Source organism: Streptomyces sp. WY228 (genome assembly GCF_019287315.1).
In the GTDB taxonomy this organism is placed as follows: domain Bacteria; phylum Actinomycetota; class Actinomycetes; order Streptomycetales; family Streptomycetaceae; genus Streptomyces; species Streptomyces caviscabies.
Genome location: NZ_CP079114.1, coordinates 7380476 through 7405845, shown reverse-complemented (window position 1 = coordinate 7405845; position 25370 = coordinate 7380476). Strand labels below are relative to the sequence as shown.

The following is a 25370-nucleotide window of genomic DNA, read 5'->3' as shown; positions in this document are numbered from 1 at the left end:
AACTCCCTGGACTTCGGGGGCAGTTGTGGAGAGCTGTGCAAGATGCGATGCTGCGGGCCTACCGTGAAGGCGCTTTCAGAAAGCGCTTTCTGGTAAGGTGCCGCCACGCTAATGACTGCTCCCTCGCACGGTCAATAGGTCGTCCCGAAGTTTCGGGGCCCTGCCACCACCGCACCCCTGGGGGTCGAGTTGAGTGAACGGGAAACACCGGTCCACCCCGATACGCGCCGCCGGGCCTCCGCCGCCCATGTGACGCTCGACGCGGTGGCGCGCGAGGCGGGCGTCTCGCTGGCCACCGCGTCCCGGGCGCTGAACGGCACCACCCGGGTCCGCGACGATCTGCGCGGCCGGGTCCGCGCGGCGGCCGATCTGCTCGGCTACATCCCCAACGCCCACGCCCAGGCCCTGGCGAGCGCCGAGGGGAACCGTACGGTCGGGCTGATCTGCCACGACGTCGGCGATCCCTACTTCGCGGGCATCGCCGGCGGGGTGATGCGCGCGGCCGCCGAACAGGATCTGCTGGTGATGCTCGCCTCCACCTTCCGCGAACCCGCCCGTGAGATCGCGTACGTCTCGATGCTGCGGGCCCAGCGCGCGCGGGCCATCCTGCTGATCGGCTCCGGCTTCCAGGACCGGGCCTGGGAGCGGGCGATGGACGCGGAGCTGGAGCCGTACGTCCGGGCCGGCGGGCGGGTCGCGGTGGTCAGCCGGCACCGGTCCATGCGGGTGGACACCGTGCAGCCGGAGAACCGGGCCGGGGCGGCGGCGCTCGCGGCCTCGCTGGTGGCGCTGGGGCACCGGGAGTTCGCGGTGCTGAGCGGGCCGCCCGAACTGACCACGGTGGCCGACCGGTTGACCGGATTCCGCGAGGGGCTGGCCGGGGCGGGCATCACCCTGGAGCGGGTGGTGCGGGGCGCGTTCACCCGGGAGGGCGGGCACACGGCGACACGGCAACTGCTGGCCGCCGGGGGGCCGCGGCCGACCTGTCTGTTCGCGGTGACCGATGTGATGGCGGTCGGCGCGCTCGCCGCGCTGCGGGAGGCCGGCATACGCGTGCCCGAGGACATGTCGCTCGCGGGCTTCGACGACATCCCCGTCGTACGCGAGGTGTCGCCGCCGCTGACCACGGTGGCGCTGCCGCTCACCGAGATGGGCGAGCAGGTGATCGCCCTCGCGTTGCGGACACCGTCGGGAGCGGGGCGCTCCCGGGTGCTGCGGATCGAGGGGAACGTGGTCCTGCGGGGCAGCACCGGTGCGCCGCCCGGGAGTTGAGCGGACCGGACCGGATACGGGGAGCGGTCGGAGTCAGAGCGGGTGGTGGCCCTCCCGGTCGTCGATCTGGCGGACGAGTTCATGGGCGAGCGACTTGATGGTGTCGAGCCCGGCCCGCCCCCAGGGGCGCGGCACGGTGTCGACGGCACAGACGGTGCCCAGCGCGATGCCGGTGCGGTCGATCAGCGGCGCCCCGAGATAGGAGCGGATGCCTATGTCGTCCACCACCGGATTGCCCGCGAACCGCGGGTAGTCGCAGACGTCGTCCAGGACGAGGGCCTTGCGCCGGACCAGAACATGGGGGCAGTAGCCGTGGTCGCGGGCCATGTACCGGCTGCTGCGGCTGCTGCCCGCCGCCGCCGAACCGAGGTCCTGACCACCGCGGTTGCCCGCCGGGGTGTGCAGTCCGGCGAAGAACTGCCGGTTCTCGTCGATGAAGTTGACCATCGAGAAGGGCGTGGCGGTCACTTCGGCCACCTTGTCGGCGAAGGCGTCGAAGTTGTCGTAGGAGGCGTCGGGGCGTTCCCCGAGATCCAGCTTGCGCAGCCGCTGTGCGCGGGCCGGGCCGTGCCGGTCGGTGGGCGTCAGGAGCATCCTGCCGGTGGCGAAGGATGTCACGGGTGGGCTCCGAAGGTCTGCAGCGGTGCGGGGGCCGTGGTGGCGTTGATGAGGTGTTGTACGAGGGTGACGAGGGCGCCCGTGCCGGAGCTGGCGATCCGGGCGTCGCACAGGACGACGGGCACCTCGGGCCCGAGGTCGAGCGCGGCGCGGACCTCGTCCGGTTCGTAGCGGTAGGCGCCGTCGAACTCGTTGACGGCGACGATGAATCCGATGCCGCGCCGTTCGAAGAAGTCCACCGCGGCGAAGCATTCGGCGAGGCGTCGGGTGTCGGCCAGCACCACGGCTCCGAGCGCGCCCTGGGAGAGTTCGTCCCACATGAACCAGAAGCGCTCCTGGCCCGGTGTGCCGAACAGATAGAGCACATGCTGCTCGGAGAGGGTGATACGGCCGAAGTCCATGGCGACGGTGGTGGCCGTCTTGGACTCCACGCCGTCCAGATTGTCGGTCCCCACACTGACCTGGGTGAGCAGTTCCTCGGTGGACAGCGGGGCGATCTCGCTGACCGCTCCCACGAACGTCGTCTTGCCGACGCCGAATCCGCCGGCGACCAGGACCTTGAGGGCGACGGGAAAGAACTCGGAGGTTCCGGGGCGGTCAGAGCTGTCGTCGTAAACCATCGAGCACTGCCTCCAGCAGGGATCGGTCGGTGGGCATGTCATGGAAAGCGGGAGCGTGCGCGGTGACGGCGCCGCAGGCGACCAGGTCGGAGAGGATGACCTTGGCGACGACCGCGGGCAGCCGGAGGTGTGCGGCGATCTCGGCGACGGACATCGGCCCTTCGCACAGGCCGAGGGCCACGGTGTGCTCGGGGCCGAGCGGGATGTCCGGCTCGATGCCGGTGGCCATGATCAGGGACAGCAGGTCGAACGCGGTGGACGGCCGGGTGCGGCCGTTGCTGATCGTGTACGGGCGGATCAGCCGGCCGGCCGCGTCGTCGAGCAGGGGCCCGTCCTGCGGGGCCGGCATCCTCAGATCCCCGGGGTGAACGGCGCCCCGGCCGGCTGCCGGATCGGGGTCGTCAGATAGGGACGGACACTCTTGACCAGCATCGCCATCTCGTAGCCGAGCACCGCGGCGTCCGCCTCGCGCCCGGAGAGGACGGCGAGACAGGTGCCGGATCCGGCGGTGGAGACGAACAGCAGTGTGGAGTCCAGCTCGACGACCACCTGCCGGACGTCCCCGTTGTCGCCGAAGCGGGCCCCGGCACTGCGGCCCAGTGAGTACAGACCGGCGGCGAGGGCCGCCATGTGGTCGGCGCTGTCGGGGTCCAGGCCGTGCACGGATTTCACCAGCCCGTCGGCGGAGAGCAGGACCGCGCTGCGGGTGTACGGCACGCGTTGGACCAGCCCGCTCAGCAGCCAGTCCAGGTCCGAGACCTGGCCGGACGGCATATCGCTCGTCATGGTGTCTACTCCTTGAAGGTGGTGTCTTTACGGGGTTCCGGGACGGCACGGCCCGGCAGGAAGGACTCGGCCGCGAACGCTCCGGGCTCGCCCGCCGCGTGGTCGTGGGAGCTTTCGGCCTGGCTGCCGGGCCGGTACGCCGAGGTGTCGTGCGGGTACGCGTCGGGCGGATAGCTGTCCGGCACGGGCAGGCCGGCCGCGGGGAGCGCGTGGTCCGGCAAGGGCGTCCGGGCCGGACCGGGGCGGTCGGGCGGGGCGGTGGCTCCGCGTACGGGAAGGGGCGAGAGGGACTCCAGGGGGGCGTCGAGCGCGGTCCGGCCCCCGTTGCCCGTGCCGCCGTGGTCTCCGTAGCCGCCGTCGGGGCCCTCCTCCTCGGCGGTCTGGGCCTCGGCGAGGTCGACGCCGCGTCGGAAGGCGGCCATGAGACCCGGGTCGTGCAGGGCGTGCTCGTCCTCGACGCGCGGGGCGGGCGCCTCGCGCAGCTGCGGTACGAGGCTTTCCTGGTTCGTCCGCTTGGGCAGCTCGGGCCGGGCCGGGGCCGGAGCCGGGCGGTCGTCGCGCTCGTGGACCGCCGCCGGTTCGGGCCGGTGGTCGCGCTCGGGCGGGGAGGCGGGCGGGGCGGGACGGTCGATGCGCTCGGCGCGCAGCGGGAGGGGCGGGGCCTCGCCCGCGGGCGGTCGCGGGCTGCCGTTCTGTCCGGCGGCAGGTGCCCGGGACGGGCCGTCGGCGGGCGCCGGGGCCGTCGGCCGGGGCGTGCCGCTCCCGCTTCCGCTTCCGTTCCCGGCCTCGACGGGCGGCCGGTGCACGGCGCCGGGGGGCGGTACGGGCACGGCGTCGGGCGACGGCGGGGCGTCCGGGTCGGCGCCGAGCAGCGACTGCGGGAGGACCAGCACCGCCTGCGTACCGCCGTAGATGTTGCTCTGGAGGCGGACGGCGATGCCGTGACGGCGGGCCAGCGCCGAGACGACGAACAGGCCGATCCGGCCGTCCTGGAGCAGATGGGCGACGTTGACCTGGTCGGGGTCGGAGAGCAGGGCGTTCATCCGCTTCTGCTCGTGGTCCGGCATCCCGAGGCCGCGGTCCTCCACCTCCAGGGCCAGCCCGGCGGTGACGTGCTGGACGCGCAGCAGCACCTGGGTGTGCGGGGCGGAGAAGACCGTGGCGTTCTCGACCAGCTCGGCCAGGAGGTGGATCACGTCGGCGACGGCGTGGCCGCGCAGGGTGCCTTCCATCGGCGGGACCAGCTTGACCCGGGGGTACTGCTCGACCTCGGCGATGGCCGAGCGGAGCACCTCGGTCATGGTGACCGGGTTGCTCCACTGCCGCCGGGAGACGGCCCCGCCGAGCACGGCGAGGTTCTCCGCGTGGCGGCGGATCCGGGTGGCGAGATGGTCGACGTGGAAGAGGCCCTTGAGGAGGTCGGGGTCCTCGACCTCGTGTTCCAGCTCGTCGAGGATCTGGATCTCGCGGTGGACGAGGGATTGCAGCCGCCGCGCGAGGTTGACGAAGACCTCGACCTTCTGTTCGTTGCCGGCGCTGCTGAAGAGCTGGGAGGCCTGGACGACGGCGGTGACGGCCGCGTCCTGGGCCCGCGCCATCTCCTGTCCGAGCAGGTCGAAGGCGTCGGCCCCGGGCGCGGCCGGTTCCGACGGCCGCCGGGCGGCGACGGTTTCGCCGTTGCGGAGCTGTTCCATCACCCGTTGCAGCTCGGCCTGGCCCTGGGCGCTGGCCCGGCGGAGCGTGAGCGCCCGGTCGAGCACCTGGCCGGCCACCCGGTTGGCGCCGAGGTAGGCGGCCGCTACGGCGGCGACCGCCAGGGCGGCCGATCCGCCGAGCGCCGCCCAGAGGCTGGGCGAGGAGGCGACGGCTCCGGCGCGGACGGTGAAGATGACCGCGGCGGCTCCGCTGAGCACCGCGGCGATGGCCGGGAGCAGCGCGGTCCGCAGCAGCTGGGGACGTATGCGGGCGTCGGGGGAAGGCCCTGCGGCGCGCGGCCTGCTCGGGGCCGAGTGGGCGCGCGTACCGGGGCGGCCGTGCCGCCCGCCCTCACGGCGGTCCGGTCGCGCGTCGGGTGCGCGAAGTTGAGACATCAGCGTCCTCGGTACAGGGGGCACCGGGGATCGGCGGTCGTGCCGGCGTCCATCAGGTGGCCCCTACGGTGGTCGGTCAGGCTCGGGTCATCGGTCGGGCAGGCCCGAACGTTATGAGCCCACCGTTGATCACCGGGCACACACGGTAGTCGTCAATGACGTATGCGCGACGGGCAGTTGTCGAACTTGCCCGCCATCCGTCCCACTCTGGTATGACGGCTCGCACGCGCGCCCGATTGCGCCGCGTTGACCCCGAATCGCCCCGCACCGCCGACGGCTGCCCACATGCTGGACACATCGCGTGCGGCGAAGCCGCGCGAGGGGTGCCGATTGCGGGTTCACCCGCAGGTAGGACACCGCCCGAAGGGGCGAAGGGCGGGCCGGTTACCATATGAGCGCCGCCTAGCTCGAAAGATAAACTTGTGACTGTCAATGACGACTCGTTCACCAACTGGATGCACCGCGAGGAGATCGCGGAGTCGATGATCCCGATCATCGGGAAGCTGCACCGCGAGCAGGACGTCAACGTCCTGCTGCACAGCCGCTCCCTGGTGAACAAGTCGGTGGTCAGCATCCTCAAGACCCACCGCTTCGCCCGGCAGATCGCCGGTGAGGAACTCATCGTCACCGAGACCATGCCGTTCCTGCGGGCGCTGACGACGCTCGACCTCGGCCCGTCCCAGATCGACATAGGCATGCTGGCCGCGACGTACCGGGCCGACGGGCGCGGTCTCTCCGTCGAGGAGTTCACCGCCGAGGCCGTCGCCGGGGCGACGGGCGAGAACAAGATCGAGCGCCGTGCGTCGCGCGACGTGGTGCTCTACGGCTTCGGCCGCATCGGCCGGCTGCTGGCCCGTCTGCTCATCGAGAAGGCCGGCTCGGGCAACGGCCTGCGTCTGCGGGCCATCGTCGTCCGCAAGGGCTCCGGCCAGGACATCGTCAAGCGCGCCTCGCTGCTGCGGCGCGACTCGATCCACGGCCAGTTCCAGGGCACGATCACCGTCGACGAGGCGAACAGCAAGATCATCGCCAACGGCAACGAGATCAAGGTGATCTACTCCGACGACCCGACGACGGTCGATTACACGGCGTACGGCATCAAGGACGCCATCCTGATCGACAACACCGGCCGGTGGCGCGACCGCGAGGGCCTCTCCAAGCACCTCCAGCCGGGCATCGCCAAGGTCGTGCTCACCGCGCCGGGCAAGGGCGACGTCCCGAACATCGTGCACGGCGTCAACCACGACACGGTCAAGCCGGACGAGCGGATCCTGTCCTGCGCGTCCTGCACGACCAATGCGATCGTGCCGCCGCTGAAGGCGATGGCGGACGAGTACGGTGTGCTGCGCGGGCACGTCGAGACGGTCCACTCGTACACCAACGACCAGAACCTGCTGGACAATTACCACGGTTCGGACCGTCGTGGCCGTTCGGCGGCGCTCAACATGGTCATCACCGAGACCGGGGCCGCCTCGGCCGTCGCGAAGGCGCTGCCCGACCTCGACGCGCCGATCACCGGCAGCTCGATCCGGGTCCCGGTGCCGGACGTCTCGATCGCGATCCTCAGCCTGCGGCTGGAGCGCGAGACCACCCGCGAGGAGGTCCTCGACTACCTCCGCAACGTCTCGCTGGCCTCGCCGCTCAAGCGCCAGATCGACTTCATCAGCGCGCCCGACGCGGTCTCCAGCGACTTCATCGGCTCGCGCCACGCCTCGATCGTCGACGCGGGCGCCACGAAGGTCGACGGCGACAACGCGATCCTCTACCTCTGGTACGACAACGAGTTCGGCTACTCGTGCCAGGTCATCCGGGTCGTCCAGCACGTCTCCGGCGTGGAGTACCCGACCTACCCGGCCCCGGCGGTCTGACCCGGCAGGCCGCTTCGGTACGCCGCCCGGTGCCCGGCAGGCCTCCTGCCGGGCACCGGCGTATCTCCCGGCCTACGCCCGGCGCCGGGTGTCCGCCTCGCCCGCACCGGCCGGGGCCAGTCGTTCGGTGGGCCCGCCGAAGTCGAGGAAGAGCTCCCGCTCGGCGAGGAGCCACCGGCCGTCGACCGCCCGGAACGTGTCCTCGTAGTGCCCGACCTGCACGGGAAGGCGCGGCGGCAGCATCCCGCCGGAGTGGCCGTCCACGCGGTACGTCGTGAAGTACGTGCTCGCCGTCGCCGTCGAGGCGGACGTCAGGGTCACCAGGATGTTGGTGCACAGCCGGCGCGAGAGCCGGTCGGCGGGGCGGCCGCCGAAGTAGGCGCGCAGGGCGTCCCGGCCCTCGATCCGCCGGTCCCCCTCGGCCCATTCCCAGACCCCGTCGGGGGTGAACAGCTCGGCCACGTCGCCGGGTTCACCCAGATCGAGGGTGCGAACGAACTCGACGACCAGCCGTTCGCAGGCACGCTCGGCGATCAGACGGTCCAGGGGGCCCGGCAGTTCCGGGGGATTCAGCGCGTCGGTGTCCATCTCCCCTTCCTATCAACGTGTCCCGGGGCCGCACGACGTGTTTTCGGAGGCCCCGGGACGGCTCACACCGCGTCGGCGTCCAGTCCGGTCAGCCGGGCCGACTCGTCCCACAACGCCCGCGCCATGACCGCGTCCTGGGCGCGCTTCGACGTCCGGGCGGGTGCGGGCGCGCCGCGGGTCTCGCCGAGGTGGGCGGGGCCGTAGTAGGAGCCGCCCGGGGCGTCCGGCAGCGTCGCCGCGTACAGGACGGGCAGGGCGCCCTTCGAGGCCGGCTGGGTGTAGAGGCGCGAGGTCCGCTCCAGCTTCGCGGCCCAGTTCCGCCCGGCCAGGCGCGGTCCGGCCTGCCCCAACTCCGTTGCCGACAGGCCGGGATGGGCCGCGAGCGCGATCAGGTCACGGCCGGCGGCGCGGGCCCGCCGGTCCAGCTCGTTCGTGAACAGCAGGTTGGCGAGCTTGGACTGGCCGTAGGCCCGCCACTTGCCGTACGAGCGCTCGGCGTTGAGGTCGTCGAGATCGATGCGGCCGATCCGGTGGCCGAGCGAGGAGAGGGTCACCACCCGCGCCGGGCCCCGGGTTCCGAGGACGGGCAACAGCCGGTGCGTCAGGGCGAAGTGACCCAGGTGGTTGGTGCCGAACTGCATCTCGAACCCGTCCGCCGTGCGCAGTGGCGGCAGGGCCATCACCCCGGCGTTGTTCACCAGGAGGTCGAGCCGCCCGTCGGCCTCCTTCTCGATGGTCTCCGCGGCCTCGGCCACACTGCCGAGATCGGCCAGATCGAGGCGGACGAGCCGGGCGTCCGAGCCGGGGGCGGCGCGTCGGACGGCGTCCACGGCGCGCCGGCCGCGCTCCGGATCGCGGCACGCGAGAAGCGTACGGGCGCCCGAGCGGGCCAGGACGAGGGCGGTCACCGCGCCGATGCCGCTGTTGGCACCGGTGACCACGGCGGTGGTGCCGCCGAGGTCGGGCATGTCGTCAAGAGTCCAGGAGTGCATGGGGCACGCCTCCCCCGTGTCGGCGTCGCCACACGTGCGGGGCCACCGCGCGGGCCGGGCTCAGACCTGGCCGAGGTCCGAGCTGACCCACCGTTCGGGGCGCAGGGTGATCACGACCTGCTCGCCGTGGTTCTCCCAGGCGAAGTCCACGTAACCGGCGACCTTCTCGGCCGGGAGGTAGCGGGCCGACATCTGCTCCAGGTCGGCGCGGGTGGCGGGGCGGGTGTCGACGACGGGCCCCTCGACGGAGACGTACCGGATGGTCGGCTCGAGCCGGTCGACGAGCAGCGTGAACCGGCCTGCGGCGGCGATCAGTTCGGCCTTGCGCGAGGTGCGGCCGGTGAGGATCCGGACGTCGCCGCCCGCTTCGTACGCGTACCAGATCGGCACGTTGAGCGGGGCCCGGTCAGCGTCCCCCGACGCGACGGCGAGTGCGGCGACATGGGGTTCGGCGAGGAACTGTTCGCGCTCTTCACAGGTGAGTGCCACGGGAGGCTCCTTCTCGTACGGGGATGCGAGGGCTGCCCCAGTGTGCCCCGCGCGCCGGGTCTGTCCCCCGGTCCCCGCCGTCGGCGTGTCCTAGGCGGTTCCCTGGACGCGGGAGACTTCCTCGGTCCGCCGTACGACGGCCGCCCCGCGCAGAGCGACGGCGCACCAGACGGCCACGAGCAGCAGACCGACGGCGGCGATTCCGGCGACTTCGAGGGGCTCCGGCCGCCAGCCGAGAGACAGCCGCGTGCCGATCATGACCACGCCGATGGCGGCCGTCTCCGGTTCGTAGACGGGCACCTTGGCAGCCACGAACCGCAGGACGGCGGACAGAACCAGACCGATCGCGGTCCAGCCGAGCAGATAGGGCCAGAGCGCTCCGGGAGCGGCGGGCGGCAGTCCGAACTCCTCCGGTCCGATACGGAAGAGCGCGCCCACCCATCCGAGTGCCACCCCGGCGGCGGTGACGGCGAGGGCCCACAGCGCATGGCGCCAGAGAGGGCCGGGCCGCACCTCCGCGTCCTCGGAGTCGACGGGGTCATAGGGAAGTTCGTTGACAGAGCTCACAGGATCGTTCATGCACGATGAGACGCGTACGGGGCGCGGTTCGTTGCGCGTTCGGGCGGCGACTAGGCTCCCTGGCATGAGCAGCGGCCATGACGACGAGCCGATATTCGTCCGCTCGAACTGGGGAACAAGTCGCTATGTCTACAACCCGAGAAATCCGATCGGGATGGGCCTCATCATCGGCTCCCTGTTGTTCGCCGCCGGGGCCATGTACTACCTCCACGCGAGTTCCTCCTGGAGCGAGGGCGAGCTGCGCGACGCCGTGAACGTGGCCGTCCGGGAGCTGGAGGCGACGCCGCAGACCCTGGGCTCGTGGACCGGCGGATACAAGAGCATGATCCGCGACGCGCTGGAGGAGAGCGGTGAGGGCCCCTCGACCGGCGGCGTGGTGTACGTGGAGGCGGCGAACGACCCCTACGACGAGGACGCGAACCCCTCCGTCGACCTGTTCGAGGTCAGGGCGAAGGACGTCGACGCCGCGTTCTGTCTGAGCGTGTCGCCGCCGGAGCCGGAACCTGGACTGACGGGTGTCGAGGTCAGCCTCTCCATCGCCGTCGACGAGGGCGGGTGCTGAACCCGACCGGCGTCGATCCGGAGCGGATCCGGACTGGCGGAGTTCCGGCGGGACGCGATCGAGGTCTACGCGGTGTCCCGGCTGGGCCGAGTCGCCGAAGGGCCGCCGCCGGACGGACCGGCGGCGGCCCCGGGCCTGGGGCCGGAGAGCGGTCAGCGCTCCCCGGCGAGGTCCAGATCGCCTCGGGCCGCCGCCCCGGGCCCGGGGCCCCGGCCGGGTCCCTGCTGCTCCTCGGTGCGGCGCCACGGACGGGCGAGCGGCGCGGACAGCGGTCGCCACCACGGCTCCACGGGAAGCGTTCCGGCCGGTTCGAACGGTTCGCCCGGCCGGGGGAACGCCACCGGCTGCCCGGCGTCCTCGCCTGCGTCCTTCGTCCATTCGCCCGGCTCCGCCCAGGCGTGCGGGGCCAGGTTGAACGTGCCCCAGTGGATCGGGAGCAGCACGCCGTGCGGGCTGCCGCCCTGGAGGTCCAGATGGGCGCGCATGCCTTCGGCCGGGGTCATGTGGATGTCCGGCCAGTACTCCGAGTACGCACCGATCTGGATCATGGTGGCGTCGAAGGGCCCGTGCTCGGCCCCGATGTCCCGGAAGCCGGGGAAATAGCCGGTGTCCCCGCTGTGGTAGATCCGGTGTTCCGGACCCGTGACGGCCCAGGACGCCCAGAGGGTGTGCTGCCCGTTGCGCAGCCCGCGCCCGCAGAAATGGCGTGCGGGGGTGGCGGTGAGGCTGATTCCGGCGACCGTCGCGGTCTCGTTCCAGTCGAGCTCGTGCATCCGGGCCGCGGGCACGCCCCAGCGCTCCAGATGGGCTCCGACGCCGAGCGGCACGGCGAAGACCGTGTCGGTGCCGGCCAGGGCGCGGATCGTCGGCAGGTCGAGGTGGTCGTAGTGGTCGTGGGAGATCACGACGACGTCGACCGGGCCGAGCGCGGCCAGCGGCAGCGGGGTGGGGTGCAGCCGCTTGGGCCCGGCGAACGGGAACGGCGAACAGCGCTCGCCCCAGACCGGGTCGAACAGGATCCGCCGGCCGTCGATCTCGGCCAGCACGCTGGAATGGCCCATCCAGGTCAACCGGAGGCCGGAGGCGGGCGGTGCGGCCAGATCGGCGAGGGTCGTGGCGTGGACCGGCACAGTACCCGTCGGCATCCGGCGGGCCCGCTGCTCCTTCTGGAAGTAGATCTTGGCGAAATCGACGGTGGAACCGGAGGGCCTGATCCGGGCCCCCACCGGGTTCTGGAACGCTCCGTCGACGAAATGGGGCGAGCGGCGGATGCGCTCCATCCGCGCTCCGGCCGGGTCGGCCCCGAAGGACTCGGTGCGCATCGAACGCAGTTTCGTGCGGAGCGGAAGCAAGTAGTCAGCGCCGGTCACAACATCTCCTGAGGGAGTCGGTGTCGTCTCATTATGGTCGGCCTGTACGACAGGGCGAGCAGAAGATGCTGAACGGGGCAGCCGCTCCGGCCGGTGGCGGCATCAGCCAAGCCGCTGCCCGTAGACATGGTCGATGTGCAGGGTGAGCAGCACCCTGCGGTCCTCCACCATGGCCCGCCGGTAGTCGTCCCAGTCCGGATGCTCGCCCTTGACGTCCCGGTAGAGCGTGATCAGGGCCTCCACCGTGGCGTCGTCCGGTGCCGCGGCGGGCGGGGTAAGCTCGGCGGTCCCGTCGGCGACGGTCCAGGCCCAGCGGTCGTCACTGGTGACGTGGTAGCTCGCCCGGGGGTCCCGCCGCAGGTTACGGGTCTTGGCCCGGCCCTCGGTGATCGAGACGCGGACCACCCGTTCCTCCGGATAGTAGGCGTGATTGACGTTGGACAGCTGAGGGCGGCCGTCCTGTTTCAGCGTGACCAGTACACCGCCGTCGTGCTCGCCGAAGAGGCGGAGCAGTGCTTCCTGTGCCGGTTCGATTCGCGTCATGCAGGGTCCAACGTCCGGGCCGGTCGGAGGATTCCGGTGCGCCGGGATCTCCGCGCTCGCCGCGCCGGTTGCTCCGGACGCCGTCCCACCATCGCTGACCTGGCGTATTGGTTAGGGTGACCCGGTGGCTAGAGTCCGGTTGAACGTGGCGGAGCGGCGTGAGGAGCTGCTGCGCGCCGCGGTCGAGCAGATCGAGGTCCGCGGGGTCTCGTCCGTGCGGATCGCCGACGTCGCCTCGGTGCTGGGGGTGAGCAACGCGCTCGTCCTCTACCACTTCTCGACCAAGGAGAAGCTGGTCGCGGCGGCGTTCGCGTACGCGGCCGAGGCCGACCTGGCCCATCTCCGCAAGCTGCTGGCCCGGCGCACCACCGCCGTACGACGACTGCGTGCGGCGGTGCGGTGGTACGCGCCGACGGGGCAGGCCAAGGGCTGGCGGCTGTGGATCGAGGGCTGGGCCGCCTCCCTGCGTGACCCCGCCCTCCGTGAGGTCGCGGGCGACCTCGACCAGCAGTGGAAGGCGGAGCTGGCCCAGGTCATCGAGGAGGGGGCCGCCGCCGGAGAGTTCCGGTGCGAGGATCCCCGGTCGGCGGCCTGGCGGCTGACCGCCCTGCTGGACGGGATGGCGGTGCAGACGACCTCGTACTCCGGTCCGCTCTCCCGGGCCACGATGCTGCGGTGGACCGACCAGGCGCTCGCCCGCGAGCTCGGCATCGACCTCGCGGAGCTGACCGGTTCGCCGGTCGCGGACGCGTCGACCGACGGCTGAGAGCGGACCGGCCTTCGGGTCAGGTCTGCCGCATCGGTGCGTAGGCCGCCCCCTCCAGGCCGAACGTCCAGGCCACCCCGTCCTTCGCGGTCCGGGTGGCGGGCGGCACGCGCAGCCAGTAGGTGCGGTGCGTGCCGTCCGGCTCGGGGGTGGAGTTGACCACCTCGACCATCACCACGTCCTCGTCGCCGTCGAGGGCGATGCGCCAGAGGATGCCGGTCTCGTCGCGGTGGACGGGCTCGGCGCCCGACTCGGCGAGATAGCGGTCGTAGCCGTAGTACTCCAGCATCACGCGGCGCAGCTCCGCGTTCTCCTCGGCCCGGATCCGCTCGGGCGTGAGCGAGGACAGCTCGGCGAGGAACGCGGCCGGAACGGGCATGCCGCGCCAGGCGTGCAGGGCGAAGCCGTCCCCGTACGCCAGGGCCGGTCCCTCGCCGTGGTCGAGCCGGCCCGCCTCGTCGCGGTGGAGGACGTCGGGCCGCTCGCTGATGACCACGGCGTTCTCGTAGGGCCACCACCAGCCGGCGTTGCGGGCCACCTCCGCGAGACCCGTCAGCCGGTCGCCGCGCCCGTCGAAGGCGGCGAGCCACGCGGCGTCGTGCTGGCCGAGCACGGCGTCCAGGAGCACCAGCCGCACGGCGCCCTCGTCCGCCGGCCGGGGCGCCAGGTCGGCGACGACACCGGTCCGTATCCGGTCGGCGAGCGCGGCCGTGGTCTCCCACAGCTGGGCGCCGGTGGCGGACCAGAGCGCCGACCAGCCCGCCGGGCCGAGCTCGTCGTACATCCGGCGGCGTTCGGCGGCCCACGGGCGGGTGCGGACCTCCTCACGCACCGGCCGTCCGGCGTCGGTCAGCTTCTCCACGATCCCGACGGCGGCCCGGGGCGACGCGGCCCAGATGATCCGCTCCGGCTCGGCCAGGCCCGCGGTGCGGTAGGCGCGGCGCACACCGGCCTCGGCCGCCGCCCGGTCCGCCCGGCCGGTCGCCGCCGCCACGCTCCGCCAGGTAGTCACGTTCTGCATCGGTTGTCCCCGTCCCCTGCTGTGCTCGTCCGCTGTTCTCGTCAGCTGTTCTCGTACGGAACTGAAAGGCTGTGCTCGTTCTGGATGGTTGTGCTCGTGCTGTGTATGGCCGTGCCTGCTCAGGCGTGCCGGTGGTGCGCGCTCAGTCCGCCACGATGCGGATCGCGCCCGGTGCGTACTCGCGCTGCCGCACGACGCGGAACCAGCCCTTGGGAAGGGGGATCACCGCGTGTTCCTCGTGCACCACCCGTCCGCCCTCGGGGAGATGGAGCAGCATCGGGCCGAACTGCCCCGCCTCCCTGATCAGCCGGCCGGGGCCCTGCACGGCGTGCGCGTGCCCGGTGACTTCGCCCAGCGCGATCACCAGCCGCCCCCGCCCGTCGCGCAGTTCGCCCGGGGCCTCCAGGAAGGGGGCGGGCACCGCCGACTCGTCCAGCTCCATGATCAGTACATCGCCCTGCCGGTACACGGACGTCTCCCCTCGTCGCGGCACCCGCTGTGCCGACCCTGCGAAAAACGCTACGGGCAGGGTCTGACAACGGGCCCCCGCCAACGCCCGGAACGGGTCCCGGCGGCGGCGTTGTCAGTGCGGCTTGATAAACCTTGCGGACATCAGCCGTCCCAGGATCAGGAGCTCAGGGCCATGTACGGTGCACAGCATCTGCACGAGTTCGGCGGCCTTCCGGCCGTCGACTTCCAGCGCACGACCGACGCGGGCTCCCGGCCCGCCGCGGATGCCGCGGCCTGGCGCCTCTACGTCGATCCGTACGGGGGCGACGAGGACCGGGACCGTCCCTGGGCGGAGGAGTTCGCCGACTTCCTGGAATCGGTCGACCCGGCCGGGGTGCGGGCCCTGATCATCGGTCAGTGGGGCGAGGCCTACGAGGAGAACTCCTCCGTGCCGATCGGTCTGCTGATCGCCGCCGCCGACCGGCTGACCTCGCTGGAGTCGGTGTTCATCGGGGATCTGGAGGCCGAGGAGGCCGAGATCACCTGGATCCAGCAGTCGGATGTGACGGCGCTGCTGGCGGCCTTCCCCGCGCTGACGGAGCTCGGGGTGCGCGGCGGCTCGGAGCTGCTGTTCCCGCCGACGAAGCACGAGCGGCTGCGGGCGCTGACGATCCAGGCGGGCGGGCTGCCGGTCGAGGTGGTGCGCGGTGTGCTGGACAGCGAACTGCCCGCACTGGAGCGGCTGGACCTCTGGCTCGGGGTGTCCGCCTACGAGGGCGACACCAACGTCTCCGACCTCGCCCCGCTGCTCTCCGGCACCCGTTTTCCCCGCCTGAACCACCTGGGCCTGCGCAACAGCGAGATCCAGAACGAGATCGCCGCGGCCGTCGCCTCCGCTCCGGTCGTCGCCCAGCTGCGGGTGCTCGACCTCTCGAACGGCACGCTGGGCGACGAAGGCGCGGCCGCTCTGCTGGAAGGACAGCCGCTGACCCATCTGGAAGCCCTCGATCTCCACCACCACTTCCTCAGCGGGGCGATGGAAACGCGGGTCCGTTCCGCTCTGGAGCCGCACGGGGTGCGCGTCGATCTCTCCGAGAAGTGCGAGCCCTGGGGCGACCGTGGCGTCGAGGGCCGCTACACCGCCGTCTCGGAGTAGGGGCAGGGTGTCATGACGTACCTCGGTATTGAGCATCTGGAGCACTTCCACGGCCTGCCGGTCCACACTCCGGATCCGTCGTCCGGCACCCTGCCCACCGCCGATTCGGTGGCCTGGCGGCTGGTGTGCGACTACGACGAGGACGCCGGCTTCGCCGCTCTCTGGGAGCAGTTCCTGGAGACGGTGGACACGACCCGGGTCCGAGCCCTCGTCATCGGCCCCTGGTGGAACGGCGAGTACACGCCCTTCGATCCGGTGGTGGAGCTGATCGTCGCCCACGCCGAACGCTTCCCGGCGCTGCGCGGGCTCTTCCTCGCCGATGTGGTGGGCGAGGAGTGCGAGGTGTCCTGGCTGAAGATGTGCGACATCACTCCGGTGCTCGAAGCGCTGCCGTCGCTGGAGGAGTTCGGTGTGCGCGGCTGCGGCCAGGAGGGACTCACGCTGCGGCCGCTGCGCCATGCGGCGTTGAAGTCGCTGCGCTTCGAGTCCGGTGGTCTGCCCGGCGAGCTGGTGCGGGCGGTCGCCGCGAGCGAACTGCCCGCACTGGAGCGGCTGGACCTGTGGTTCGGCAGTACGTGGTACGGCGGCGACGCGACGATCGACGATGTCCGGCCGGTCCTGGCGGGCGGCCTGTTCCCGCGGCTGCGCCACCTGGGTCTGCAGAACAGCGAGTTCCAGGACGAGATCGCCACGGCGGTGGGTTCCGCGCCCGTCGTCGCCCAGTTGGAGACCCTGGCGCTGTCGATGGGCACCCTGAGCGACACGGGCGGCGAGGCGCTGCTCAACGGGCAGCCCCTGAGCCACCTCTCCCTGCTCGACCTCCGCCATCACTACCTCACCGACCCGATGGTCGACCGCATCAGGACCGCGTGCACACCCGCAGTCGTCGAGGCCGACGGGGCCGAGGACGACTACGCCGACCCGGACGACGAGGACGACGAACCGGAACGCTATGTCGCGGTCAGCGAGTAGCCCCGGCGACGGCCCGCTGCCGCGCCTCGCGGTCGTCGGCAATCCGGACAACCGCCGCGTGGCCTTCTTCCGGGATGCCGTGCGCACCGCCGGCCTCCCGGCGGCCCGGGTCGTGTCCTGGCTCCAGGTGCTGCGCGGCGAGGCGGTGTTCACGCCCGGCGAGAGCGTACGGATCGATTCGCCCGGTGAGGACGCCGAGGTGGAGCGGCTGCTGCGCGGGGTCGACGACCCGACCCGGGTGGAGGGCTCGGCCCGGTGGTACGCACGGTTCACCGCCGCGGTGGAGGAGGTGGCGGGCGCGGCCACGGCCGCGGGCGCCGAGGTGCTGGGCTCCCCCGGTGACATCGCCGTGCTCTTCGACAAGCGGCTGTGCCACGGGCTGCTGGACCGGGCGGGGATCTCCGTGCCCGCCTCGCCGACGTCCGGTTCCGGGGCGGCGCCGGTGCGCGGCTGGTCCGACGTACGGGAGGCGCTGCGCGAGCACCGGATGCCCCGGGCGTTCGTGAAGCTCGCGCACGGCTCCTCGGCCTCCGGGGTGCTGGCGGTGGAGACGGCGGGCCCCGGCCGGGTCCGGGCCACCACCTCGGTGGAACGGGACGCGTCGGGGCGGCTGTTCAACTCGCTGCGGGTGCGGCGCTACACCTCGGAGCGGGAGGTCGGCGCGATCGTCGACGCGCTGGCCCCGGACGGGCTGCACATCGAGCGCTGGCTGCCGAAGGCGTCCCAGCGGGGGCGGGCCGCGGATCTGCGGATCGTGGTGACCGGCGGCCGGGCGACGCACGCCGTGGTGCGGACGAGCACGAGCCCCATGACCAATCTGCATCTCGGCGGCGCGCGCGGTGACCTGGGCGAGGTCCGGGCCGCCGTGGCGGCGGCGGGCGGCTCCTGGCGCGAGGCGCTGGCCCTGTGCGAGCGAGCAGCGGCCTGCTTCCCCGGGACGCTCTGCGTGGGCGTCGATCTGCTGCCCACGGCCGGCTGGCGGCGCTTCGCCGTCGGCGAGGTCAACGCCTTCGGCGATCTGCTGCCCGGGCTGACCGGTCTGCCGGGCAGCGGCGCCGAGGGCCTGGACACCTATGCGGCGCAGGTCGCCGCCGTACTCGACCGAGCAAGGAACCACCGTGCCGTCACCGCTTCCTGAACCCACCGCGCCCCACGAGCCCCACGAGTTCCACGGGCCCGGCGGCTCCGGGCGGCCCGACATGGCCGAGGTCGTGGGCAGCCACGATCTGCTGCTGGTCACCCTGGACACCCTGCGCCACGACGTGGCCGTCGAGCTGGCCGCCGCCGGGCGCATCCCCCACCTCGCCCGGCACCTGCCCGGGGGCGGCTGGGAGGAGCGGCACGCTCCGGGCAGCTTCACCTACGCCTCGCACCAGGCGATGTTCGCCGGGTTCCTGCCGACGCCCGCCTCCCCCGGGCCGCATCCGCGGCTCTTCGCGGCGCGGTTCGCGGGCAGTGAGACGACGGCGGACGGCACGTTCGTGTTCGACACGCCGGACCTGGTGTCGGGGCTGGCCGCCGAGGGCTACCGCACGGTGTGTATCGGCGGGGTCGGCTTCTTCAACCGTCAGGGGCCGCTCGGTTCGGTGCTGCCCGGCATGTTCCAGGAGAGCCACTGGGAGCCCGGCTTCGGCGTCGCCTCGCCCACGTCGTTCGAGGAGCAGGTGGCCAGGGCGGAGAAGGTCGTCGCGGCGCTCCCCCGGGACCAGCGGCTGTTCCTCTTCGTCAACGTGTCCGCCCTGCACCAGCCGAACTGGTTCCATCGGCCCGGGGCGACCCGCGAGGCGGGCGACTCCCGCGCCACGCACGCGGCGGCCCTGGAGTACGTGGACCGGCACATCGGCCGGCTCTTCGCCGCGGCGAGCAGCCGCCGCCGTTGCTTCGCCATCGTCTGTTCCGACCACGGCACGGCCTACGGCGACGACGGCTACACCGGTCACCGGCTCGGCCACCCGGCCGTCTGGACCGTCCCGTACGCCCACTTCTTCCTCGAACCACCCGCATGCGAACCACCCGCGTGCGAGACATCCGCGTGCGAGACATCCGCATCGCCAGAACCGGGGGCCGCCCGATGACGCTCACCACCCGTACTCCCGCGCCGCCCGCCGTCCGGCCGTACGAGAGCTACGTCTACGCCTATCCGCACAAGACGGCCTACCGGCCGCTCGCGGACCGCCCGTCGCTGCGGTCGCTGTGGGCGGCGGAGCCCAAGGACGCGCTCTCCCTCTATCTCCACATACCGTTCTGCGAGGTCCGCTGCGGCTTCTGCAACCTCTTCACCCGGATCGGCGCGCCCGAGGAGCTGACGACGCGCTATCTGGACGCGCTGGAGCGGCAGGCCGTGGCCGTGCGGGAGGCTCTGGGCGACGAGGAGCCGGTGCGGTTCGCGGCGGCGGCGTTCGGCGGCGGCACGCCGACGTTCCTGACCGCCGGCGAGCTCGAGCGGCTCTGCGACATCGCGGAGAAGCGGATGGGCGCCGACCTGGGCGCGGTCCCGCTCTCCGTGGAGACCTCGCCCGCCACCGCCACCGCCGACCGGCTGGCGGTGCTGGCCGACCGGGGCACGACCAGGATCAGCATCGGCGTGCAGAGCTTCGTGGACGAGGAGGCGCGGGCCGCGGTCCGCCCGCAGCGCCGGGCCGATGTGGAGGCGGCGCTCGGCCGGATCCGCGAGGCCCGGATCCCGGTGCTGAACATCGACCTGATCTACGGCATCGACGGGCAGACCGAGCGCAGCTGGCTCGCCTCGCTGGACGCGGCGCTGGCCTGGCGGCCGGAGGAGCTGTACCTGTATCCGTTGTACGTCCGCCCGCTCACCGGTCTGCACCGCCTGGGCGCCGCGGCCGGCGCCGAGGCGCGGGCCCTGGAGGACGCCGCCTGGGACGAGCAGCGGCTGCGGCTGTACGCGATGGGGCGGGACCATCTGCTGGCGCACGGCTACGAGCAGGTGTCGATGCGGATGTTCCGGCGGACCGACGTCCCTCGGGAGCAGGAGGGTCCCGAGGACTACGCCTGCCAGACCGACGGCATGATCGGCCTGGGCTGCGGGGCCCGTTCGTACACGGCGGCCCTGCACTACTCCTTCGACTACGCGGTGGACATGCGGGAGATCCGGTCGATCATCGACCGTTTCACCGCCACCGAGGACTTCTCCCGGGCCGAGGTCGGCCGGTATGTCGATGTGGCCGAGGCGCGCAGGCGGCATCTGCTGCAGTCGCTGCTCCAGGCAGCGGGGCTGCCGGTGGCGGACTACCGGGCGCGGTTCGGTACGGATCCGGGCGCGGACTTCCCGGCCGAGCTGGCGGAGTTCGCGGCCCGGGGCTGGCTGGACTCCTCGGCCCCGGAGGGGCTGCTGCGGTTGTCCCCGGCGGGTCTGGCCCACTCCGACGCGCTGGGTCCGGCGCTGTTCTCGCCCGGGGTGCGGGCGGCGATGGCCGCGTACGAGCGGAAGTGAGCCGGACATGGACCTGACGATTCTCTACCGGGGCCCGCTCGCCTCCTGCGACTACGACTGTCCGTACTGCCCGTTCGCCAAGCGGCGGGACAGTCGCGCGCAGCTCATGGCGGACCGGGAGGCGCTGGAGAGGTTCACCTGCTGGGCGGCGGCACAGACGGGCGACCGGCTGTCGGTGCTGTTCACTCCGTGGGGCGAGGGCCTGGTGCGCTCCTGGTACCGGCGGGCGCTGACCGAGCTGTCGCGGCTGCCGCACATCGCCCGGGTCGCGATCCAGACGAATCTGAGCGGCCGCACCGACTGGCTGGCGGACGCCGATCCGGAGCGGATCGCGCTCTGGTGCACGTACCACCCGGGACAGACCCCGTACGACCGGTTTCTGGGCAAATGCCGGGATCTGTCGGCGAAGGGTATCCGCTACAGCGTGGGCGTGGTGGGGTTCGACGAGCACCTGGAGGAGGCGCGGCGGCTGCGGGCGGCGCTGCCCGGGGAGGTCTACCTCTGGGTGAACGCCGCCGAGGGCCACACGTACACCGACGCGGAGGCGGCGCGGTGGACGGAGCTGGATCCGCTGTTCCCCTACAGCCGTGATCCGCACCGCTCGGCGGGGCTGCCCTGCCGGACGGGCGAGTCGGTGATCTCGGTGGACGGCGACGGCACGGTGCGGCGCTGTCACTTCGTCAAGGCGGAGCTGGGCAATCTCTACGACGGCAGCTACCGCCGGGCGCTCGGCCCGCGGGCCTGTCCGCTCGCCGTGTGCGACTGCCACATCGGCTATGTGCATCTGGAGTCGCTGCCGCTGTACGACGTCTTCGCGGGCGGCGTCCTGGAGCGGATACCGGCGGAGCGCCCGCCGGGCACGCCGCCGGACGGGCTCGTGGTGCCGAACGCGTCCCGGCGCGCGTTGCCCCTGCTGGAGCCCTGAACGCCCGGCCGCTACAGCGGCAGCAGGTCGGGACGCTTCGCCTCGACGTGGTCGCCGGAGGACTCGCCGCGCAGCCGTCGCCCGATCCACGGCACCAGGTATTCGCGGGCCCACTGGATGTTGTCGCGCCGCTCGTCGAAGGGGCTGCGCTGGGCCTGCGGCGGCCATGGCTGGTCGGGGTCGGCGGGCACGGCGTGGCCGAGGACCTGGGCGGCGCGCAGGGCGACGCGGGTGTGGCCCTCGGGCGAGAGGTGCAGCCGGTCGGCGTCCCACGCGCGCCGGTCCTGGACCGAGCGCAGCGACCACAGGTCCAGCACGGGGCACTGGTAGCGGTCGGCGATGGCCCGCAGATGGACGTTGTACGTGGCGATCTTGCCGCGCATGTGGCGCAGCACCGGAACGCCCCGGGTGTCGAAGCCGGTGGTGACCATGACCGTGCCGACGGCGTTGCTCAGGTCGGCGACCGCACGCTCGAAGCGCTCGGCGAGGTCGTCGGGGTCGGTGCCGGGCCGGATGATGTCGTTGCCGCCCGCACAGAAGCTGACCAGGTCGGGGGCCAGTTCCTTGGCACGGGGGATCTGCTCCTCGACGATCTGGTCGAGGAGACGTCCTCGTACGGCGAGATTGGCGTAGCGGAAGTCCCCGTGCGGGGAGTCCTCGGGGCCGGCCTCCGTGTCGGGGGCCGGGAGCCGGTCGGCGAGGAGCACCGCGAAGCGGTCCGCCCAGCCGACATAGGTCCCGTCGGGGCCGGGGTCGCCGACGCCCTCGGTGAAACTGTCGCCAATCGCCGCGTACGACCCGATGATGTGCTGCTGGTTGTTTCTCGAATCGTCTGCCACAAGGACTTATCCTGCATCGTCCGATGTGACCTACGCGACCGTAATACGGGGTTGACGGGTGGTGAGATAGACCACCCGGTCAGGTTTTGGTAAAGCCGGAATAAAGGGAGGGGCGGTGCGCCGCCGCGCACCGCCCCTCGGACACTTCCGGTCCTGCTCGGTCAGACGGAGACGCCGTGCTGACGCAGGTACGCGATCGGGTCGACGTCCGAGCCGTAGCTCGGGCCGGTGCGGACCTCGAAGTGCAGGTGCGGGCCGGTGGAGTTGCCGGTGGAGCCGGAGAGGCCGATCTGCTGGCCGCCGGTGACGGTCTGGCCGACGGAGACGTTCAGCGAGGACTGGTGGGCGTACTGCGAGTACATGCCGTCCTCGTGCTGGATGACGACCTCGTTGCCGTACGAGCCGCTGTTGCCGGCCGAGACCACGGTGCCCGGTCCGATGGCGAGGACGGGGGTGCCGGAGGCGGCCTGGAAGTCCGAGCCGGTGTGGTAGCCGCTGGACCAGCTGGCGCCGGAAGCGCGGTACTGGGTGGTGACGTTGGCGTTGGCCAGCGGGGCGGACCAGCCGGAGCCGGTGGCCTCGGAGGAGCCGGTCTGCGCGGAGGCGCCGGAGCCCTCGGAGTCGTCGGCGGAGATGGTGTCGCCCTTCGGGGCTTCCTTCGGCGCGGCCTTCGGGGCCGGAGCGGCCTTCTTCGGGGCGGCCTCGGGAGCGGCGGACTTCTCGGCCGGGGCGGAGCCCTTGGCGCCGAGGGTCAGCTTCATGCCCGGGTGGATCAGGCCGGGGTTCTCGCCGACGGTGGAGCGGTTGTCCTGGTACAGCTTCTGCCACCCGCCCTTGAGCTGGTGCTCGGCCGCGATCTTCGACAGGTAGTCGCCGGAGACGACGGAGTACGCCTTCGGGGCGGCCTTCGACGCGGCGGGAGCGGCCGACGGGGCGGTGTGCGCGGCGGCGACCGAGGCGGCGGCGGGCTTCGCGGCGGGAGCGGCCCGGTCGGCGGCGCTCGCGATGCCGGCGCCGATGAGCGGGAGGGCGAGTGCGGCGCCACCGGTGCCCGCGGCGAGGACGCCGCGGGAGATCGGGCCGGACTTCGGACGACGGTGCTTACCCTTTGCGGGCATGGGGGATTTCCTCTCCGGCGCCTGCGAGGTGAGCTGTCGGGTTCGGGCTGGAGATGCCCGGTCGCGTTGCGGCGACTTCACCCCGAGCCGGTCCGGATCGCTCCGGACCGGCGGCTTACCTGGTTCCCCCGCTCCTGCCACACGTGAGTGGGTGGGTGCGAATTCCGGGCGGCGGCAGGATTAGGCGGTCCGTCCGGATTGCGGCGACCGTAAACCGGTCAGGACGAGCGGAACAAGCCATCGGTTGCGCGCCGGAATCATCGATTCGATATCGCATCGGATTTCCCGTCACACTCCGTGGATTACGGATCTTGGATTTCCTTACGGGCAAGGGAAATACCCCGGGGCGCGCTCACCACGGTCCGTCACGGATATGATCCCGCTCACCTCTGAAATCCCATCTCCCCCATTAGCGGGGCATGTTCTGCGAAATACACCAATACGGACATGCCGTCGGCGGTGCTCCTGACGCCGGGTCAGTCCGGCCTCGTCGGCACCCCGCATCGAGGTGTCGACCGTGATGATTTTCTGTCGAATCGATGTCGTATCGTCACGGGAGCGCCCTCGCCGGCGAGCCGCGCCGACGCCAGAGATCCCAGGAGCCCCCGTGACGCAGCAGGTGCCGCAGGTCCCGCCGACAGAGACCGTGCTGACCGGAGTCCGCAACTTCCGCGACGTGGGCGGGCTCCCCACCACGGACGGGCGGCGCACCGCCTTCGGCCGGCTCTACCGCAGCGGCCACCTGGCGCACGCCACCGCCGAGGACGCGGCCTTCCTCGGCGGGCTCGGACTGCACACGGTCTTCGACTTCCGGCACTCCGCCGACCACCGCCTCGACGGTTACGACATCGAGCTGCCCGGTGTCCGCAATGTCAGCATTCCGCTCTCCGACCCGGCCGACGGCGCGGAGTTCTGGCGGCTGGTGAGCGACGGGAACATCGAGCAGCTGCGCTCGGTCCTCGCGGACGGCAAGGGCGTCGACCGCATGATCCGGATGTACCGCGCGACGATCGAGGACCGCACCGTCGAGCACAGCCGGGTGCTGCACGCGCTGGCCGAGGACAGCGTCCCGGCCCTGATGCACTGCGCGGCGGGCAAGGACCGGGCCGGTCTCTCGATCGCGGTCGCCCTGCTGGCGGTCGGCGTGGAGGTGGAGGCGATCGAGGAGGACTACCTCAAGTCCAACGACCTCCACCGCCGCTACAACGTGAAGCGCTCCGACGCGTCCGAGGCCGGTATGTCGCCCGAGGTGCTGGAGCTGCTGGACCCGCTCTTCGGGGCGCGGCCGGCCTACCTCGCGGCGGCCTTCGCGACCATCGAGGAGAACTGGGGCACGACCGACCGCTACCTCACCGAGGGGCTGAAGATCTCCTCCGGTACCCGGGAGCGGCTGCGCGAGCGCCTGCTCGACCAGGACTGACCCGCCCGGCGGCGGGCCGTCACTTGCTCCCGGCCACCACGAAGAGCAGGTAGAGGAAGCCCGCGATGACGTGGCCCGCCACCAGGTAGGCGAAGAGCCGGATGACGACGCCGCGCGGCATCCGCTTCTCCTGCGGGTCCTCGTTCACGCGACGTCCGGGGCCCAGCGGGTCGTAGTGTTCGGAATCGGACATGACGGTCCTCTCTGTCGGCCTCGCGGCCGGTGGAGCGAAGGATGGAGCCGGCGGGGACGGCCGGTCAGCGCGCGTGGAGGGCGTTGCCGAGACAGAGCTCGGCGGCGGGACTCTGCAGCAGGGTGTGGACGAAGAGCAGCTCCGCGCCGCCGCGGTCGACGGCCGCAATCCGGTGCGGGGTGAGCGAGTCGAAGTGGGCGCTGTCGCCGGGTTCGAGGTCGTGCACGGTGTCGCCGAGCCCGACCCGCAGCCGCCCTTCCATGACGTACAGCCACTCCTCGCCGGGATGGACCCGGACCAGGTCGCCCTGGGCCCCGTACGGAACACGTACCCGCAGGGCCTGCATCGCGCGGCCGGAGCCGCCCGCCTGCCGGTACATCCAGCCGTCCGCCTCCGCCCCCTCGAAGCCGCCGCCGCGGACGATCGCGTCCCGTTCGGGCGGCTGCTCGCCGAGGAGCTCGGAGACCGTCGTACCGTAGATACGGGCCAGCCCCAGCAGCATCGGCAGCGAGGGCTGCCGGCGGCCGGTCTCCAGCCGGGAGAGATGGGCCGGGGAGAGCCCGGCCCGCCGGGCGGCGGTCTCCAGGGTGAGACCACGGCTTCGGCGCAGGTCACGCAGTCGGGGTGCGACGCCGGGGAGCTCGTCCGGCACCCCTTCGTCCGGAGGGTTCATGGATCC

General features: G+C 72.2%; 28 protein-coding genes and 1 riboswitch. Of the genes, 11 read left to right on the top strand and 17 right to left on the bottom strand.

The features are described from left to right. Nucleotides 1-249: 249 nt before the first annotated feature. Nucleotides 250-1272 (top strand): LacI family DNA-binding transcriptional regulator, encoded by a 1023-nt coding sequence (locus KV381_RS32460; RefSeq protein ID WP_030076481.1) that lies wholly within the window; start codon nucleotides 250-252, stop codon nucleotides 1270-1272. A 33-nt stretch (nucleotides 1273-1305) separates the two neighbouring features. Here the strand turns inward: KV381_RS32460 and KV381_RS32455 are convergent, their stop codons facing one another. From KV381_RS32455 to KV381_RS32435, 5 genes are read right to left on the bottom strand one after another with little or no spacing between them, the layout of a single operon-like run. After that, nucleotides 1306-1890, bottom strand: coding sequence for a GAF domain-containing protein (locus tag KV381_RS32455; protein ID WP_030076479.1), 585 nt, complete (start codon nucleotides 1888-1890; stop codon nucleotides 1306-1308). Continuing rightward, nucleotides 1887-2510, bottom strand: a complete 624-nt coding sequence (locus KV381_RS32450; RefSeq protein WP_030076477.1) for an ATP/GTP-binding protein — start codon at nucleotides 2508-2510, stop codon at nucleotides 1887-1889. Before KV381_RS32450 ends, KV381_RS32455 begins: the two co-directional genes overlap by 4 nt. Next, nucleotides 2488-2859 (bottom strand): DUF742 domain-containing protein, encoded by a 372-nt coding sequence (locus tag KV381_RS32445; RefSeq protein WP_030076475.1) that lies wholly within the window; start codon nucleotides 2857-2859, stop codon nucleotides 2488-2490. The genes KV381_RS32450 and KV381_RS32445 overlap by 23 nt, the downstream gene beginning before the upstream one ends. Before the next feature lie 2 nt (nucleotides 2860-2861). Beyond that, on the bottom strand, nucleotides 2862-3296 hold the full coding sequence (locus KV381_RS32440) for a roadblock/LC7 domain-containing protein (RefSeq protein ID WP_030076473.1): 435 nt from the start codon (nucleotides 3294-3296) through the stop codon (nucleotides 2862-2864). A 5-nt stretch (nucleotides 3297-3301) separates the two neighbouring features. Next, complete coding sequence (locus tag KV381_RS32435; RefSeq protein ID WP_030076471.1) at nucleotides 3302-5386, bottom strand: sensor histidine kinase KdpD; 2085 nt, start codon at nucleotides 5384-5386, stop codon at nucleotides 3302-3304. A 422-nt stretch (nucleotides 5387-5808) separates the two neighbouring features. Here KV381_RS32435 and KV381_RS32430 point away from each other — a divergent pair, with 422 nt between their 5' ends. Next, on the top strand, nucleotides 5809-7254 hold the full coding sequence (locus tag KV381_RS32430) for a glyceraldehyde-3-phosphate dehydrogenase (protein WP_030076469.1): 1446 nt from the start codon (nucleotides 5809-5811) through the stop codon (nucleotides 7252-7254). Between the two features lie 72 nt (nucleotides 7255-7326). On the opposite strand, the gene KV381_RS32425 is transcribed toward KV381_RS32430, so the two are convergent. The 4 genes from KV381_RS32425 to KV381_RS32410 all read right to left on the bottom strand — a co-directional run bounded on the left by KV381_RS32425 (nucleotide 7327) and on the right by KV381_RS32410 (nucleotide 9890). Continuing rightward, a complete protein-coding gene (locus KV381_RS32425) occupies nucleotides 7327-7842 on the bottom strand; it encodes a nuclear transport factor 2 family protein (RefSeq protein WP_030076467.1) in 516 nt (171 codons plus the stop codon). Nucleotides 7843-7904: 62 nt separating this feature from the next. Further along, nucleotides 7905-8834 (bottom strand): oxidoreductase, encoded by a 930-nt coding sequence (locus tag KV381_RS32420; protein WP_030076465.1) that lies wholly within the window; start codon nucleotides 8832-8834, stop codon nucleotides 7905-7907. Between the two features lie 60 nt (nucleotides 8835-8894). Then, nucleotides 8895-9323: a pyridoxamine 5'-phosphate oxidase family protein gene (locus KV381_RS32415; protein ID WP_218786922.1), complete on the bottom strand. Its 429-nt coding sequence runs from the start codon at nucleotides 9321-9323 to the stop codon at nucleotides 8895-8897. A gap of 90 nt (nucleotides 9324-9413) precedes the next feature. Then, nucleotides 9414-9890, bottom strand: a complete 477-nt coding sequence (locus KV381_RS32410; protein ID WP_230543502.1) for a hypothetical protein — start codon at nucleotides 9888-9890, stop codon at nucleotides 9414-9416. A 76-nt stretch (nucleotides 9891-9966) separates the two neighbouring features. Between KV381_RS32410 and KV381_RS32405 the strand changes: the two genes are divergently transcribed. Beyond that, complete coding sequence (locus KV381_RS32405) at nucleotides 9967-10464, top strand: hypothetical protein (protein ID WP_086777587.1); 498 nt, start codon at nucleotides 9967-9969, stop codon at nucleotides 10462-10464. A 152-nt stretch (nucleotides 10465-10616) separates the two neighbouring features. Here the strand turns inward: KV381_RS32405 and KV381_RS32400 are convergent, their stop codons facing one another. Together KV381_RS32400 and KV381_RS32395 are read right to left on the bottom strand one after the other, a co-directional pair. Continuing rightward, nucleotides 10617-11834 carry an MBL fold metallo-hydrolase gene (locus KV381_RS32400; RefSeq protein WP_030076460.1) on the bottom strand — a complete coding sequence of 406 codons (1218 nt, stop codon included), beginning with the start codon at nucleotides 11832-11834 and terminating at the stop codon, nucleotides 10617-10619. Nucleotides 11835-11936: 102 nt separating this feature from the next. After that, the gene (locus KV381_RS32395; protein WP_218786921.1) at nucleotides 11937-12377 is read right to left on the bottom strand and encodes a PPOX class F420-dependent oxidoreductase; all 441 of its coding nucleotides are present in this window, start codon (nucleotides 12375-12377) and stop codon (nucleotides 11937-11939) included. A gap of 124 nt (nucleotides 12378-12501) precedes the next feature. On the opposite strand from KV381_RS32395, the gene KV381_RS32390 reads away from it, so the two are divergent. Beyond that, complete coding sequence (locus KV381_RS32390) at nucleotides 12502-13143, top strand: TetR/AcrR family transcriptional regulator (RefSeq protein ID WP_030623203.1); 642 nt, start codon at nucleotides 12502-12504, stop codon at nucleotides 13141-13143. Between the two features lie 19 nt (nucleotides 13144-13162). Here the strand turns inward: KV381_RS32390 and KV381_RS32385 are convergent, their stop codons facing one another. Both KV381_RS32385 and KV381_RS32380 read right to left on the bottom strand, forming a co-directional pair. Beyond that, on the bottom strand, nucleotides 13163-14164 hold the full coding sequence (locus KV381_RS32385) for a DUF6745 domain-containing protein (protein ID WP_218786920.1): 1002 nt from the start codon (nucleotides 14162-14164) through the stop codon (nucleotides 13163-13165). A 142-nt stretch (nucleotides 14165-14306) separates the two neighbouring features. Further along, nucleotides 14307-14633, bottom strand: coding sequence for a hypothetical protein (locus KV381_RS32380; RefSeq protein WP_218786919.1), 327 nt, complete (start codon nucleotides 14631-14633; stop codon nucleotides 14307-14309). Nucleotides 14634-14807: 174 nt separating this feature from the next. Between KV381_RS32380 and KV381_RS32375 the strand changes: the two genes are divergently transcribed. The 6 genes from KV381_RS32375 to KV381_RS32350 all read left to right on the top strand — a co-directional run bounded on the left by KV381_RS32375 (nucleotide 14808) and on the right by KV381_RS32350 (nucleotide 21121). Further along, a complete protein-coding gene (locus KV381_RS32375) occupies nucleotides 14808-15770 on the top strand; it encodes an STM4015 family protein (RefSeq protein ID WP_193462766.1) in 963 nt (320 codons plus the stop codon). Between the two features lie 12 nt (nucleotides 15771-15782). Next, complete coding sequence (locus tag KV381_RS32370) at nucleotides 15783-16742, top strand: STM4015 family protein (protein ID WP_218786918.1); 960 nt, start codon at nucleotides 15783-15785, stop codon at nucleotides 16740-16742. Next, complete coding sequence (locus tag KV381_RS32365; RefSeq protein WP_218786917.1) at nucleotides 16723-17880, top strand: STM4014 family protein; 1158 nt, start codon at nucleotides 16723-16725, stop codon at nucleotides 17878-17880. The genes KV381_RS32370 and KV381_RS32365 overlap by 20 nt, the downstream gene beginning before the upstream one ends. 61 nt (nucleotides 17881-17941) lie before the next feature. Continuing rightward, nucleotides 17942-18817 carry an STM4013/SEN3800 family hydrolase gene (locus KV381_RS32360; RefSeq protein ID WP_256995258.1) on the top strand — a complete coding sequence of 292 codons (876 nt, stop codon included), beginning with the start codon at nucleotides 17942-17944 and terminating at the stop codon, nucleotides 18815-18817. Continuing rightward, complete coding sequence (locus tag KV381_RS32355; protein ID WP_218786916.1) at nucleotides 18814-20196, top strand: STM4012 family radical SAM protein; 1383 nt, start codon at nucleotides 18814-18816, stop codon at nucleotides 20194-20196. The genes KV381_RS32360 and KV381_RS32355 overlap by 4 nt, the downstream gene beginning before the upstream one ends. A gap of 7 nt (nucleotides 20197-20203) precedes the next feature. Next, nucleotides 20204-21121 (top strand): STM4011 family radical SAM protein, encoded by a 918-nt coding sequence (locus tag KV381_RS32350; RefSeq protein WP_218786915.1) that lies wholly within the window; start codon nucleotides 20204-20206, stop codon nucleotides 21119-21121. Between the two features lie 11 nt (nucleotides 21122-21132). On the opposite strand, the gene KV381_RS32345 is transcribed toward KV381_RS32350, so the two are convergent. Together KV381_RS32345 and KV381_RS32340 are read right to left on the bottom strand one after the other, a co-directional pair. Continuing rightward, entirely contained in the window at nucleotides 21133-21960 is an 828-nt protein-coding gene (locus tag KV381_RS32345) for an SGNH/GDSL hydrolase family protein (protein WP_030623226.1), read from the bottom strand. Between the two features lie 161 nt (nucleotides 21961-22121). Further along, on the bottom strand, nucleotides 22122-23078 hold the full coding sequence (locus KV381_RS32340; RefSeq protein WP_218786914.1) for a LysM peptidoglycan-binding domain-containing M23 family metallopeptidase: 957 nt from the start codon (nucleotides 23076-23078) through the stop codon (nucleotides 22122-22124). 5 nt (nucleotides 23079-23083) lie between these two features. Beyond that, nucleotides 23084-23242: riboswitch (cyclic di-AMP (ydaO/yuaA leader) on the bottom strand. Between the two features lie 443 nt (nucleotides 23243-23685). Here KV381_RS32340 and KV381_RS32335 point away from each other — a divergent pair. Next, on the top strand, nucleotides 23686-24498 hold the full coding sequence (locus KV381_RS32335; protein WP_030623233.1) for a tyrosine-protein phosphatase: 813 nt from the start codon (nucleotides 23686-23688) through the stop codon (nucleotides 24496-24498). Between the two features lie 19 nt (nucleotides 24499-24517). Here the strand turns inward: KV381_RS32335 and KV381_RS32330 are convergent, their stop codons facing one another. Both KV381_RS32330 and KV381_RS32325 read right to left on the bottom strand, forming a co-directional pair. Beyond that, nucleotides 24518-24691 (bottom strand): DUF6126 family protein, encoded by a 174-nt coding sequence (locus tag KV381_RS32330; RefSeq protein WP_167396290.1) that lies wholly within the window; start codon nucleotides 24689-24691, stop codon nucleotides 24518-24520. A gap of 64 nt (nucleotides 24692-24755) precedes the next feature. Beyond that, entirely contained in the window at nucleotides 24756-25364 is a 609-nt protein-coding gene (locus tag KV381_RS32325) for a helix-turn-helix domain-containing protein (RefSeq protein ID WP_030623236.1), read from the bottom strand. Between the last annotated feature and the right edge of the window lie 6 nt (nucleotides 25365-25370).